Genomic DNA, 13,674 nt, shown 5'->3' with positions numbered 1-13,674 from the left:
ATTCCTAATCTCGAATAGTGGAGGTGTAAGTAATTGTGGAATTACAGGTAGCTCTTAACAATACTAGCTTTGATAGAGCAGGACTTCCCAAAGATTGTAAAGATGCGATTTGCGAATATATTTGGAATGGGTTTGAATCAGGTGCAAGCAAAGTAGCTGTAAGGCAAAAGGGTATCCCGTTAAGAGAGGCTATGTCTATCGAAGTTGTTGACAATGGGACGGGCATTGTTTATGAGAATCTAAGTGAAACATTTGGAACTTTTCTTTCTTCTATTAAAAATGAATCTAGCATTAGAATAAAATCACAAGTGAATAAAGGTAAGGGACGTTTTTCATATTTGTGCTTTGCTTCCTCTGCGGAATGGAAGACAGTTTATAAAAATAATGATATCTATCAAAGGTTTAGTATAAAAACTGATTCTATGGATAGGTCAAAATTTATTACAGATGAACCATCCATTACTCAAGAACATGAGCAGACTGGAACTACGGTTGAGTTTCCTATTTCCGATGCAAGAACAACAGACCAACTTTCTTACACCAATATGCGTCAAAAGCTCCTTGAAGAATTTGCATGGTTTCTATATCTGAATAAAGATAAAAACTTTTCTCTTGAGTATATGGGCATAGAACTTGATGTTTCCCACTACATTAATACTGACCTAAGCACTACCCAGACGGCTTTAATTGAAAATTATGAGTTTGAAATAAATATAATTATCTGGCGCAAAAATGTAGCTAACGCATCAAAAATCTTTTATCGCACTCAAAACGGTGAAATTGTAGCCGTTGAAAATACATCTTTCAATAAAAATACTGTTGGGTTCTCTCATGCTGTATTTGTATCATCGGAATATTTTAGACCGGGCATGTTTTTCCCGCAAGATATTGAGGAAAGCCAATTAGCACTTGAACAGGAAAGCGGCCAACGAATTATATTGCGTGCTCTAAAGAAAAAAATCATCTCTCTCATTTCAGAAGCACTTAAATCATTTTTAGTCTTAAAGGCAGACCAACGCTTGATGGAAATGGAAAAGAATGGGAATTTCCCCTCTTTTAGCGAGGATGTATACGGACAACTACGAAAAAAAGATTTTCAACAAGTCACTCGTGAATTGTATTGTACAGAACCTAAGATTTTTCACAAGCTAAATGATACGCAAGAAAAATCAATTTTAGGATTCTTGAATTTGTTGTTATCTTCTGAAGAGCGGGAGAATGTACTTCAAATAATTGAGCAAGTTGTAAATCTGACTCCAGAGCAGAGAAAAAGCTTTGCAGAGGTGTTACAGCGCACAAATTTGCAGTATATTATTGAAGCAATAAGCATAATTGAAAAACGCATTTCAGTTGTTGAAAATCTTAAAAGTATGGTTTTCGATATGACCTCTTTTACAAACGAGAGAGATCATATTCAAAAAATTATTGAGCAACATTTTTGGCTTTTTGGTGAGCAGTATCATTTACTGACTGCTGATAAAAACATGAAAACCTCGTTGCAGGAGTTCGAAAAGGTCACAGAATCCGCAGGAAACACTACTGTTTCGACCCTTTCGCCTCAAGAAACGCTACAGAGAATAGATGTCTTTTTATACACACAAAGGGTACAAGAAGATTTAAGTAGTGAAATGCTAATTATTGAATTGAAAGCTCCCTATGTAAATTTATCTCTTGATGTCTACAACCAAGTTGTACGTTATGCAACTACCATACGAAAAGAGCCTCGTTTTAGCGGCATTAACAGAACTTGGCGTTTTTTTGCGGTATGTGCAACTATTGATGATGAAGTAAAAACAAAGTATGCCAACTTTGAGCAACATGGCAAGAAAGGACTTGTCGATATAATTGGTAATTTTGAAATATACGCCTTGTCCTGGGATGATATTTTTCAAGCTTTTGAAGCCCGTCATAGTTTTTTACTTGAACGACTAAAGATAGATTTCACTCAAATATCTTCTTTAGAAGACGATACCAATGCTCCAATATCTCGCAATAAAGTAACAGAGCTAGCAAACAAGCTTGTTGCTATAAACGCCTAATAAACAGCTTATGGGAGCAACGTAAATTTCGTTGCTCCCATAAATTTATAGGGCTGTAACTGCCGCAAGCTGTTCCAGAATATCGGAAACCCGGCCCCATAGCTCGGCGTAATCCTTTTGCAGGGCTGTAATCTCGGACGGATAAACACCGTAGGTATTGGCATGAATGGCGACCTGATTGAGATTGTTCGCACATCTGCGTTGCAGGGAAACAAGCTCCCGCACAGGAGAAAGGTCAACATTCAGCACATACCCATTGAGCGCCATTTTGCGGATATATGCGCCTGCGTTGGTTATCCCGGCTTCTGCCATACGCTGTTTAATTGTGTCAAATTCATCTGCTGTAACCATGACATGCAAATGAATATCCCGCTTGCGTTTGTATGGTATCACCGTTCCTCCCGTTCCCGGCTGCGCCGCTTTGCCGGCGGCTCCTTTACCCGGTCTTTTTGCTGTTCCTTCGGGCGGGCCTGTGGAGTAGGCAAAGGGGCATTATTGGGAATCCCATCAATCATATTGTAATTCTGCTCCGTGGAAAGCTCGGCGTTTTTTAAATAATTGTCTTTTTTATTCATGGTGAAGCTCCTTTCTTTTCATTGAACATATGTTGATAAGCTGATATACTTTATTTAAGTTAAAATATAGTAGAGTGATAAAAATAGAATTTTACAAATATGGAGTAAAGGAAAGGGAAACGATGGAGTCCAAAATTGAAAAAAATGCTACAGCAAGTAAAGAAAGCTTTCTAATGATTATAGATGTTTTATCTGAATTGAATATCCCGTATTGGGTTGAAGGTGGCTGGGGTATTGATGTTCTAATTGGAAATCAAATAAGGGAACACAGAGATATTGATATAGACTTTGACGCTGTTTTTGAAGGTTTGCTAATGGAAAAATTAGAGGAAATAGGTTATCAAATTACTACTGATTGTCGTCCAACTCGTGTTGAGCTATATCATCCTATGCACGGTTATATTGATATTCATCCCCTTATCATCAGTGAGTCGGGTAATGCGAAGCAAGCTAACCCGGAAGGTGGATGGTTTGATTTAGAGGCAAAATGGTTTTCAAAAAGCACTTTTGAAGGCAGAATTATCCCCTGTATTTCAGTAGAGGGGCAAAGATTATTTCACTCTGGATATGAATTAAGGGAAATAGATAACGCTGATTTAAAAAGACTAAATGATACCTTTCCTCAAAAATAGGTTAAGACTATGGATATTGGCGTTTACCACAGCAAGCTAATAAGCACTTCGGGCCAACTTGGCCCGAAGTGCTTATTTGTCTTTATTTATAGGGCGCTGTTACGATTGGGAAAGTGCGGTCATAGGATAAGCCACACCTGCCTAAAACAGACTCCCCGAAGCCGCATAAACAGCGGCTTTTTTCAACTCTAATCGTAACAGCTATGCCTTATTCGAACTCCTCTTTTTGCTCATTCTTTCTCGGCTCCTGCGGCGGTTGCCCTCCGCTTGGCAGGCTGGCGAGCAGTAGGCCCGTGTTTCGTTCGATACAAACGCCTTGCCGCAAATGGCGCAAGCGTCCATTTCGGGGGCGGCCTTGCCTAACAAGGTGGCCTCCAGCTTTGGGTCATTGGGAAGGACGGCATTTTGAAAATACTTGCAGTATGCGCCTGTCCAGCATTTATCCAGCATATAACAGCCGCCATAGTCGAGGGGCAGACAGCCGTATTCGCTGTCGTAATTGGCGCACATGGAAGTGACTAGCTTGCGGATTGCCGCCCGTTCCCCACGGGTCAGCTCCCGGCTATCCATGACTTTGCCCTCCCTCCAACTTCGGGCCAACTTGGCCCGAAGTTCTGGAACGGGTTAAATCCCGGTAGCATACGCCGACACAAGCCATGCCCCGCCAGTAGGAACAGCCACAGCAGGGAGAGCCGGGCGGCGGATTTTTCGGTGGGGCTGGGCGCATTGGACGGGGCTTCTGCTTCATCATTCGCTCAAAGGGGTTGTCGGTGAAATTCATGCTTCACCGTCCTCACTGTCGGCCCCGGCTTCGTCCTCGTCCTCCTGCCACGGTACGCTGTCATCTTCCTGCTCGGTGTAGGGGTCGTCCTCATATTCGCTGTAATCGTCCTCGGCATTGTCGGCCCGTTCCTGCTTCGGGCGGTAAACCTTGAAGTAATACCCGGCCCCGCCGCCAGCCAGCAACACCAGGACAACAACAATCATCATGCCGTTACCGCCTTTTCCCGGTTCGGGGGCGGGTTCCGGTGTCGGCTCCGGTGTAACAGAGGTTGCAGGTGTTGCAGGCTCGGCGGGTTCCTCGGATTTTTCGGCAAGGGCCAGCAGGTCTTTTTCCGTTACCGCATTGAGGAAATACACATTTTCCTGCTCCCGCTGCTTGTCGATAATTAGGTAGAACACGTTTTCACTTGGGGTCATTATGGTGTAAAACTCTTTCCCGTCCTCGTCCGTGGCGTTGTCAATGACGGTTCCCGTCCCGGCAGGGGTAAAGGGATTGGGAGCGGCTACCGGCTCCGGGGCCGGGGGTTCCGTCACTTCCTCCGGGATTTCCTCACCGCCGCCAGCATAGGCGGTCAAAGGAAAAGCCGCCATGCAGAGCATAGCGGCGGCAATCAGGGTCAATATACGCTTTTTAGGCTTATTCTTCATTCCTCGGTTTCCTCCTTTTCGATTTTGGCGGGCGCTTCTAACTTCGGGCCAACTTGGCCCGAAGTGGCGCCGCCTGATTTTGCTGCTTTCAGCAGGGCCGCAAGGTCAACAAGGGAAATGTCCATGCCCCGCACAGCGTCCACGATTTCCATGTTCTCAAGCTCGGTTTTCTGCTTTTCCAGCTCCCACAGCTTGGATTGAAACTCATTGATTTTGTCCTTTGTTTTCTGTATGTCCTTGCTTACACGCTCTATTTTTGCGTTCAAGTTACCACCTCCAAGTATTAGGGCAAACGCCCGAAAGAATAATAATGAGATTGCCAGTAGTTGGTTTCGATAGAAGCATAGCCAATGGGATTTCCGCAATGCAACATCATTCCCCCGCCCACATAGATACCAACGTGCGATACGCCGGGGGTGTCATAAGTTCCTACAAAGAAAATTAGATCTCCCGACCTTGCATTGGCAGAGGACACAGGCGTACAGATGTTAAACAGCCCTTGCGCTCCAAGCCGCCCCACATTCCAACCGCTGTGATTGACTACCCAAGACATGAAGCCCGAACAGTCAAAGGAAGTGGAGGGCTTGGAACCGCCCCACACATAGGGGTAGCCCAAGTATTTCTCCGCTTCCGCAATCAGGGCCGCAAAGACCGGGTCGGACAGTGCTTCGGGCGGTATGTCGTAATCGGTGTATTCGCCGGGGTGGGTATAGATATTGCCCTCAAAGAGATTCGGGCGGTTGCCTTGGGTCTTTTGGTAAATCAGGTAGCGTTCTGTCTGCTCCGGGTTGAGATTGGCAAGGGCCACGGCTCCAAGCGAGTGATTGCGTAGGCTCACATTCAAAATGTAATAGTTATAGGGAACCTCCACCGTGTAGGTGTCGGAATGGGTATTGCCGTCCTCGTCCGTCCATGTGTCGGTGCGGGTTTCGGTACGATAGCGTACCTCTACCGTCTGCGTAATGGTAAGGGTATATTGCTGTTCCATAAGAGCTTGAAGCTCTGCCTGTACCTGTGCCGGGGTGTAATCGTCATATTTGGCGGTCAGATAAGAAGCCAGCTCGAAGGGGTCATGCCCGATTTCGTCCACCGAATAACGGTACTCGTCATAGGACGGATAATCGCTTTCTATCCGGGCCAGCTTATCCCGCAACGCCTTTTCCAGTGCGGTATAGTCGGCTTCTACGGCTTCAATATCACTGTCTGATGATACATAGGAAGTGCCGCCCACAACACCAATCAGGCCGTTGCCAATGGTAGTAAGCGCCCCCATGCAGGATTGCAGAACCACAATCAGCAGGAACGCACAGGCCAAAATCAATACAACTTTAGGATTGCTCCGAACAAACCGCCATGCGGCCTCGGCGATATTTTTTTCTGTGACCGCCGTTTTCTTTGCCGCCTTTGCGCCTGTTTTAGCTGCCTCTTTTGCCTGTTTGCGATATTGCCTTTTTAGCTGTTGCTTTTGCCATAGCCGGGAAAGCGGATTGCTTTTCAGCCCCGGATTTTCCTGCACTAACTGGCGGTAGGCATAATCAGCCTTTGCGCTGATGGCTTTTCGTTCCCACTTGCGAACCTGCCGGGCCGGGCGGGTACGAATACGCTTTTTGATAAAGCGGGTGCTGCCACGAACCACACGCTCCCCGGCAAGCTCGGTTTTGTGAGCCGCTTCAATACCTACGTTTTCACGTTCTACCTGATGAATTTTGCCATGCACATACCGCCAAGTCTGATGTTGTGCGGCCCGGCCCACGGTCTTGAAGGGGCCGGGCTTCTTGGGCGGCTTCTGCTCCGCCAGCTTTTCACGGGCGGTATTCAGCTCTTCACCGATCTTTTCCATGCGGAGCTTGGATTTCTCCATGCGCTTACCGTTTTTTTTCGCCTTTTTATCAGCAGGGCCAGTATGGGGAGCGGCCCCGTCCCCGGCAGTTTCATCAATGGGCGGTGGCCCCCCGTCACGCCGCAAGCGTTCGGAGGGCCGGGGTGCTTTACTGTCTTGCCGGAGCTTTCCCGACTTCGGGCCAACTTGACCCGAAGTGGCAGGGTCAGCGGATTTCGGCGGGGCTGGGCCAGAGCCATTGCCCACAGGTGGCGAAGCTCCCGGCTGGTCGGAAATCGGCGGCGGTGTAGTAGCGGTAACAGGGGGTTCCGTCAACTTTTCTCGGCCCTTTACACCGGGTTTTGACTTCGGGCCAAGTTGGCCCGAAGTTGCCGCCTGTTCCTCACGCTCAAACCGCAAACGGCTGATGGCCCCTTACGGCTCTTATCCTCCATTTTGGGCCTCCCTTGCTATGTCCTCCGGGCGGGTGGTGAGCAGATTGTATATCTCACCATGGGGAAAGCGGTCTACAAAAGGAATGGTCGTACTGCCAAAAAACAAAAGTCCTTCGCCGGGGTTACTGTGAGCGATATAGGAAAGTTGGTGTTCCGATATGCCAAGCTGTTTGGCTAAAATAGCCCGGTCAGCCTGTGCCTGTGCAAGCAGTATCATAAAATCCGAATTGTCAAATATATTCTCTACCTCACGACTGGCAAGCAGGTCTTTCACATTCTGCGTAAGTGCGCTCGGCACACAGCCCTTTTTACGGAGCATTTTCCAAACACGGACAAAATAGCTTGCAGAAAGGGCATCCTGCAACAAAATATGAAATTCATCATAATAGCACCATGTTGCAAGGCCAGCCGAAAAGTTTTCGTCTACCGCCTGTGTTACAAGCTCGTTGGTGATGTGCATAGCGATTTTTCGTAGGTTTTCGCCCATGCTTTTCAGCACGATACAGATAATCCGCTTGTCGGTCTGTACGTTGGTGGCAAAGTTGAACGTATTGAGGGAGCCGGTGCAGTAAAGCTCCAGAGCGGTTGCAATCCGTTTGGCTTCGGGTTCCGGTTGCTGGCACAGGGTTTCATACAGGTCTTGCAAAAGGGGCATTTTCCCGTCCCCGATACCAAGGGCAAGCTCCCGGTACACCAGCCGCACACAGCGGTCAATCACCGTTTTTTCAATGGGCTGTAAACCCTCCTTACCGCCGATTATCAGTTCACAAAGGGACAATAAAAAGTCCGCTTTCATGGAAAGCGGACTGTCCTCTGCGGTCATATTGAGCTTTAAGTCCATTGGGTTGATATGGTGGGGGCTGTCGGGGGAAATGTCGATTACCTCACCGCCAAGCCGTTTTACCAGTGGGGCGTATTCGCCCATCGGGTCTACGATAATAATTCTATCGTTCGTGGCAAGAAATACATTGATTAGCTCACGCTTTGCAGAAAAGCTCTTGCCCGAACCTGTACTGCCAAGATACAGGCCGTTGGCGGATTTCAGTTTTTTGCGGTTCGCCATGATAACATTATGGCTTAAAGCGTTCATGCCGTAGTACAACGCCTGTCCGTCCATGCGGAGTTCTTGGGTCATAAACGGCACAAAGATTGCGGTACTGCTTGTTGTCATGCCCCGCTGTATCTCAATACCGTTGTACCCAAGAGGGAGAGAGGACATAAAGCCCTGCTCCTGCTGAAAGTCCAGCCGCTTCAAAAAGCAGTTGTATTTCTGCGTAATGCCCGACACGGTGAAAATGTCGTTTTCCAACTGCTGGCGGGTGGGGGCCGTGTTCACCACAAGGAATGTAAGCAGGAACATTCGCTCATTTCTGGACTGTAAATCTGCCAAAAGAGCGGCGGCATCCTTACTGTACGTCAGCAAATCCGGGGGCAGAATATCAATATCATACCCGGCCCTTGCCGCCTTTTTCTGCTCGTCCATCTTCATTTTGCCTATGTCGGAAAGCTTCGCCTTAACGGTTTTCACGGCCTTATTTTGGTCAACTGTTTGAATGTGCATGGTGATGGTCATTTCGGCATCCATTTCCAGAAGCTCCGCAAGGAGCTTATCGGAAAGCTCCGAAGCCATAATCTGCATATAGGAAGCCGCCCCCCATGTGCTTCCCACACGAAATAAGCGGCTTTGCCGAAAGTCAAAACTGGTCGGGGCTATAAAATCCTTTGTTCCCATTCCGGTTTTGGGTATCATATCCCATGAGAACCGGAACGGCTCCCGTCCTCTGGGGTGGAGCTGGCTGTGCAGGATTTCCAAGCGCTCCCGCCCGGAAAGGGTTGCCGACTGAACGCCTAATTTTTTGAAGTTGCCCATAATGTCCGCTTCGATACGCTCTAAGCGGGGCCGGGCCATATTGATTCCGTCCGCATGAATTCCGAACGTGATGTACTTGGAGCGGACAATGCCGTTGTTGCTTCTGGCAATCTGGCCTTTCAGCATATTGGTAAATTCATTGCGAATACCGTTGCAATCATCATCTTGCGGGGGAATGTTCACACTGTACCGATTTTCAGGCCGGGAGCGGTGGTTGATGAACGACATTTGAAAGGGCAAGGCACTGTCAAAGTAATTGAGAAAGCCGCAGTACCCATCAAAAATGGTGCTTTGGTCGTCCGTTGAAGCCACGGCGTAGTTAATATCTTCATAGGAAAGGGTCTTGGTGTAGTAGCCCTCCCGTACCTTGCAGATACCGTCTTTCAGCATTTCCTTATAGGGAATGGTCTGCTGTGCGGTCTGCGGCCCACGCTTTTTAGACTTTGCGCTTCTTGCGGGAGCGGGCGGGCATTTTGTTTTTTGTGCCAATCTGCTGTACCTCCTTTCTGGGGCTGCTCAAATAGGCGTAGATATTTTGGGTTCGGTATGGCCTTGTGCTGGGCCACAGAAATTTGGAGCGGACAATATTCCGCACTACCTTTTCAAAGGGCAGTCCGTCACGCTCGTACATGGCGAAGAAAAAGCAAGGGAGCATAAAGGAAATCATCAGGAGCATGGCCCCGGTGTTGCCAATAGCGGTACGGGTAAACAGATAGGCGGGGATACCGATTACTGCCGCCGCTCCGAAGCAGATTAACTGGCGTTTGGTAAGATTGAATGCCAGCTTGGTCTTAACCTTTGATAAATCATTGGGTACGCTTACATAGGCCAATGAAAAATCCTCCTTTCCGGGTGTTTTCATGGTATAATTTAGAGAAAAAAGCAAGGAGTGTGTTTATGGAAACATTGAATACAAAAGGGTTGTTGCCGATTGCACTTGACGCTGTTGTGTTGGAGTGCAGGGACGCAGCCGCTTTATCTAATTTTTATATACGGCTTCTCGGCTGGAAGAAAAACCATGTGGAAGAAAATGAGTGGACGGATATTATTTCTCCGTCCGGTAGTGTAAAAATCGCCTTTCAGCAAAATCCAGACTACGTTCCGCCCGTATGGCCGGACGAGCCGGGCGCACAACAGCAAATGGCACATTTGGATTTTACGGTACATAATCAGGAACAGATGGAGCTTGCCGTACAGCACGCTCTTTCCTGTGGGGCGGTAAAAACCAACGTACAATATGGCGAAGCTACTTCATCGGAAAGTGAATCCTTATGGACAACAATGCTCGACCCGGCTGGACATCCCTTTTGCTTTGTCATTTGGTCGTAACTTCGGGCCAAGTTGGCCCGAAGTGTCAGCGTTCGGCGCTGTGAGCCGGGGCAGTCTGCCGGGCCGGGGCCTTTTCAAGCCCGGCCTGCCGTATACGCCAATAGTCCGGGTTATATTTCCGGATAGAATTGTTGATGTTTTCCTCAAAAGCGGCCTTGTCCTTGATACGGTCAGGAGCGGCCCACAGCTTTTTATCCAAAAGCTCCCGCAGGGCAACATCTTCCTGTGTATCTTCCTCAAAGCAGAGAAAGCCGCCGTGACGAAAGCCGCATTTCCGGGCGGCGGGAGAGAGAACCGCCGCCATATCCTTAGAAAACATGGTGCCGCCGTAACTGGCGGTACTTACAAGAAACACGCCGGGGCAGAGAATTTCGCAATGCTGAACCTTGCCCCACGGCGATTGTTCCGGTTGTTGATACATAAAAATCTCCTTTCCACTTCGGGCCAACTTGGCCCGAAGTCACAATACTATCTTTCTGCACTTTTAGCCTTGCTGGCCTTTGCGGGAGCAGGACGGGCGGCTTTCTCCTTTGCCGCCTGTTTCGCTCCCTCGGCAAGCTGTTCCGGGATAGATTTCTTTTCCGGGACGGTAACGGCAGCGGCACGGGACTGTAATTTTTCCACCTCCGCATGGTAGGCGGCAACCACGGCCCCGGTCAGCTCCTTGCGGAACTCTGCGATAATGGGCTTTGCCGTATCCCGGTAGCCGGTCTTGCTGGTCTTATCCGGTTTGCTCGGCATCCCTACAAAAATGCCCTTGTCGCTCTGCAACATCTTGAAATCCTCCACGACAAAAGCGTCATTAAACTTGATACTGGCAAAGCCCACAAGGTTTCCTTTCGGCTCAATGGGCCGGGCAGTAACGTCCAGTTTCAGCGGTATTGCCGCCTGTCCGGGTTGCTGTTCCGCTTCTTGCGAAACGGTGTTTTTTTCATTGCTCACGTTAAATTGCACTCCTTTCCACTTCGGGCCAACTTGGCCCGAAGTCGCTAATGTGAACCGAAAATCGACTTGGAAAGACTCCCGGTTTTGAATAAAGTAAAGCAAAGCAAAACGGTATAGCCTATCACCTGCCATACTGCACCGATAATGTCCGAAGCTCCTGCGGTGGCAACGCTCTGTACCAGCTTTGCGTAGATTGCCACACACACCATAATCAAAAAGCCCTGAAAGCCTACGGCGCAAAGAGATTTGAGATAGTTTTGGCCCATACCGCCGATTTCACGGTTTACCAGTGTTGCTATTGGCACAGGGGCTAAACTAGAAAGCATATAGATTTCCAACATTCTGCCATACACCACAACGAAAATCACAATGCCAATCGCTTTCATAGTAAAGCCGATAAAAATAGTTTGGAGCCACAGGCCAATGAGAGGGCCAATCTCCATACCCTGCAAAGTTGTTTCCAGATTGTTCATCATGTCGGCGGTTACATCGGTACTGCCTTGAATCAGCCCACCTGCGTTATTTATCACGCTTTGAGAAATATCAAATACCGCCATGACGATATTGAATGTATTGGAGAGAATCAGCACCGCCGCCGCTGTTTTGAAAATCCATTTGAAGAAAATCCAAGTATCTATGTCATGCAGATTGTTACGGTCAATGATAAGCTGTATCAGCTCATAGGTGGCTACAAAGGTCAGCACAAGCCCGGCAATCGGCAATACAACCGTTTCGGAAAGTTGCCGTATCATGGAGAATACCCCGGAGTGCCAAGCCTCCGGGGTGGTTCCCACCTGTGTTGCAATCTCTCCGACACGGTTATTTACATCGGAAAAAAGGCCCTCCAAGTTTCCCATGATACCGTCAATCAGCAGGCCCTTTATCCATTCGTTAATCCAGTCGGTGAGAAAATCCATAGGCTAACCTCTTAAAACAGGCTGGAGAGCATAGGCACAAGCGTTGTTCCCAGCAGGATAACGCCGCCACCTGCCATAAGCTGCTTAATCCCTTGCGATTTTGCGCCGGGATTGTCCGACCCGTAACCTTCCAAAAGGTTGATAACGCCCCACACCGCAAGGCCAGCTCCAAGCGCAACAACAAGGGTCTGCAATGTGCTAACTGCACTCGTAAAAAATCCCATAATCAAATTACCTCCATTTTTTCGTTTTGTTTTCGGGTACGAAAAAACCGCCATTTCTGGCGGCTGTCACTTCGGGCCAACTTGGCCCGAAGTTGGGGATGTGGATTTTGAGGGAGGGCCACGGGGCAATGTCAAAAACGCTCCTTTCTCGTTGTTTATCGTTGAAATGTAGGGTATAATTAGGTTAGTGATTGATGGGAGGGCGTCAAAATGAATCTTGAATTTGTGCGGGAAGGCAATGAGTTGATTCTAATCTACCATCCAGAGACAATCGATGGTGAACGAATACTTCAAGAGCTTAAAGAAGGAAAATCTTGGAGTATCAAACGTTGCTTTGCTGTTACCGCTGAACGCATTCGCTCTCATACTGCCGAATATGATGTTGATGACGATTCATTGTTTTTCTGCATCGGCGTAGTAGGAGCTAAGTACACGTACATCGATTCAGGCGTTGTTGGTACGGAAAATAGAATTTATTTTGCAAATGAAATCCACCTGACTGAAAAGATGTTCATAGCCTCTTATCACATTTCAATTTTAAGAACACTCGATAAAGTTGCTAACGCGGATATATATACCGGAGACAGCTCTGATAGAAAAATCAACCTCCCTCTTTCGGTATTTGCGGAGCTGATTCGGAAATTTCCCAAAACTGCTGAAATGCGGCATTACACTTACTCCCGCATTTCAAGAATCATCAAGGAATACTTTGGTGAAGCTGAACGTTATGAAAAACGTTTCCAAAAGTTCTTGGAAAATCGTTCAAAATCGGTTTGGGCCACAGATAGAAATGCTGGTTTTTTACAGCACACAAAGCAAGTTGAACTCGCCCAGTTCAAGCTCGCGGATGAGGAGCTTCGTTATCTTTTGGATAACGCTGAAGGAATGACTGAAAACGAATGGCAAGAAAAAATACATAATGTAATTCGATTACTTTATCCGAAATATATTGCAGGCATCCGTGAAGTTACAATCCGAGGCGTTGATGGATATGATAAACGTCCAGATTTTTTGCTGATTGACGCCAATGGATTCATTGATATTATGGAAATAAAAAAGCCCGGTGTTCAGTTGCTTACAAAACAATCTTCTTATAGAAACAACTATGTACCTGTTAGGGAGCTTGCTGGGACAATCCAGCAAATAGAGAAATATGTTTTTTGTATGAACAATTGGGGTAAAGATGGAGAAGCATCCTTAACAAAGGAACTGAAAGATGCTTTGCCAGAAAACATAAGCCCTAAAATTGTAAACCCACAAGGCATTTTGGTTCTTGGTAGAAGCAATGATTTTAACCCTCAACAGCGGAACGACTTTGAACTAATCAAGCGGCAGTACAAACATATAACAGATATTATGAGCTACGATGATTTGGTTACTCGCATCAGAAATATTATTGCTGCTTTAGAAATGTCAATTTAGTGTTGTAATTTCAACA

General features: G+C 47.3%; 17 protein-coding genes. 4 read left to right on the top strand and 13 right to left on the bottom strand.

What is annotated here, in order from left to right; translation table 11 throughout:
* Positions 1-35 precede the first annotated feature (35 nt).
* Positions 36-2,039, top strand: coding sequence for an ATP-binding protein (locus CS931_RS05335; RefSeq protein ID WP_159459744.1), 2,004 nt, complete (start codon positions 36-38; stop codon positions 2,037-2,039).
* A gap of 45 nt (positions 2,040-2,084) precedes the next feature.
* Here the strand turns inward: CS931_RS05335 and CS931_RS05330 are convergent, their stop codons facing one another.
* Together CS931_RS05330 and CS931_RS05325 are read right to left on the bottom strand one after the other, a co-directional pair.
* A complete protein-coding gene (locus tag CS931_RS05330; RefSeq protein WP_370738185.1) occupies positions 2,085-2,429 on the bottom strand; it encodes a plasmid mobilization protein in 345 nt (114 codons plus the stop codon).
* Complete coding sequence (locus tag CS931_RS05325) at positions 2,429-2,614, bottom strand: DUF4316 domain-containing protein (protein ID WP_099204742.1); 186 nt, start codon at positions 2,612-2,614, stop codon at positions 2,429-2,431. The genes CS931_RS05330 and CS931_RS05325 overlap by 1 nt, the downstream gene beginning before the upstream one ends.
* Before the next feature lie 122 nt (positions 2,615-2,736).
* Here CS931_RS05325 and CS931_RS05320 point away from each other — a divergent pair, with 122 nt between their 5' ends.
* Complete coding sequence (locus tag CS931_RS05320) at positions 2,737-3,246, top strand: nucleotidyltransferase domain-containing protein (RefSeq protein ID WP_099204741.1); 510 nt, start codon at positions 2,737-2,739, stop codon at positions 3,244-3,246.
* 201 nt (positions 3,247-3,447) lie between these two features.
* On the opposite strand, the gene CS931_RS05315 is transcribed toward CS931_RS05320, so the two are convergent.
* The 7 genes from CS931_RS05315 to CS931_RS05285 form a co-directional block, all read right to left on the bottom strand.
* Positions 3,448-3,816 (bottom strand): cysteine-rich VLP domain-containing protein, encoded by a 369-nt coding sequence (locus tag CS931_RS05315; protein WP_099204740.1) that lies wholly within the window; start codon positions 3,814-3,816, stop codon positions 3,448-3,450.
* Positions 3,809-3,973 carry a hypothetical protein gene (locus CS931_RS05310; RefSeq protein WP_370738184.1) on the bottom strand — a complete coding sequence of 55 codons (165 nt, stop codon included), beginning with the start codon at positions 3,971-3,973 and terminating at the stop codon, positions 3,809-3,811. The genes CS931_RS05315 and CS931_RS05310 overlap by 8 nt, the downstream gene beginning before the upstream one ends.
* Before the next feature lie 50 nt (positions 3,974-4,023).
* Positions 4,024-4,677, bottom strand: coding sequence for a DUF4366 domain-containing protein (locus tag CS931_RS05305; RefSeq protein WP_099204738.1), 654 nt, complete (start codon positions 4,675-4,677; stop codon positions 4,024-4,026).
* On the bottom strand, positions 4,674-4,943 hold the full coding sequence (locus tag CS931_RS05300) for a DUF4315 family protein (protein ID WP_099204737.1): 270 nt from the start codon (positions 4,941-4,943) through the stop codon (positions 4,674-4,676). The genes CS931_RS05305 and CS931_RS05300 overlap by 4 nt, the downstream gene beginning before the upstream one ends.
* Before the next feature lie 17 nt (positions 4,944-4,960).
* Positions 4,961-6,538, bottom strand: a complete 1,578-nt coding sequence (locus tag CS931_RS05295) for a C40 family peptidase (protein WP_242964908.1) — start codon at positions 6,536-6,538, stop codon at positions 4,961-4,963.
* A 402-nt stretch (positions 6,539-6,940) separates the two neighbouring features.
* Positions 6,941-9,310, bottom strand: coding sequence for a VirB4-like conjugal transfer ATPase, CD1110 family (locus CS931_RS05290; protein ID WP_370738183.1), 2,370 nt, complete (start codon positions 9,308-9,310; stop codon positions 6,941-6,943).
* Positions 9,258-9,653: a PrgI family protein gene (locus CS931_RS05285; protein WP_099204735.1), complete on the bottom strand. Its 396-nt coding sequence runs from the start codon at positions 9,651-9,653 to the stop codon at positions 9,258-9,260. The genes CS931_RS05290 and CS931_RS05285 overlap by 53 nt, the downstream gene beginning before the upstream one ends.
* Positions 9,654-9,718: 65 nt before the next feature.
* Between CS931_RS05285 and CS931_RS05280 the strand changes: the two genes are divergently transcribed.
* On the top strand, positions 9,719-10,150 hold the full coding sequence (locus CS931_RS05280; protein ID WP_099204734.1) for a VOC family protein: 432 nt from the start codon (positions 9,719-9,721) through the stop codon (positions 10,148-10,150).
* Between the two features lie 25 nt (positions 10,151-10,175).
* Here the strand turns inward: CS931_RS05280 and CS931_RS05275 are convergent, their stop codons facing one another.
* Genes CS931_RS05275 through CS931_RS05260 form a run of 4 tightly spaced genes read right to left on the bottom strand, consistent with a single transcriptional unit; the run spans position 10,176 to position 12,236 of the window.
* On the bottom strand, positions 10,176-10,571 hold the full coding sequence (locus CS931_RS05275; protein WP_099204733.1) for a DUF7007 domain-containing protein: 396 nt from the start codon (positions 10,569-10,571) through the stop codon (positions 10,176-10,178).
* 47 nt (positions 10,572-10,618) lie between these two features.
* Positions 10,619-11,092, bottom strand: coding sequence for a SpoVG family protein (locus tag CS931_RS05270; RefSeq protein WP_242964907.1), 474 nt, complete (start codon positions 11,090-11,092; stop codon positions 10,619-10,621).
* 47 nt (positions 11,093-11,139) lie between these two features.
* Positions 11,140-12,012: a VirB6/TrbL-like conjugal transfer protein, CD1112 family gene (locus tag CS931_RS05265; RefSeq protein ID WP_099204732.1), complete on the bottom strand. Its 873-nt coding sequence runs from the start codon at positions 12,010-12,012 to the stop codon at positions 11,140-11,142.
* Between the two features lie 11 nt (positions 12,013-12,023).
* Positions 12,024-12,236, bottom strand: coding sequence for a Maff2 family mobile element protein (locus CS931_RS05260; protein ID WP_011988858.1), 213 nt, complete (start codon positions 12,234-12,236; stop codon positions 12,024-12,026).
* A 210-nt stretch (positions 12,237-12,446) separates the two neighbouring features.
* On the opposite strand from CS931_RS05260, the gene CS931_RS05255 reads away from it, so the two are divergent.
* A complete protein-coding gene (locus tag CS931_RS05255) occupies positions 12,447-13,658 on the top strand; it encodes a Shedu immune nuclease family protein (RefSeq protein WP_099204731.1) in 1,212 nt (403 codons plus the stop codon).
* Positions 13,659-13,674 lie beyond the last annotated feature (16 nt).

This window comes from Scatolibacter rhodanostii (assembly GCF_900197595.1).
In the GTDB taxonomy this organism is placed as follows: domain Bacteria; phylum Bacillota; class Clostridia; order Oscillospirales; family Acutalibacteraceae; genus Scatolibacter; species Scatolibacter rhodanostii.
The sequence above is the reverse complement of the archived record's forward strand: the minus strand, read 5'-3'. Positions and strand labels throughout refer to the sequence as shown.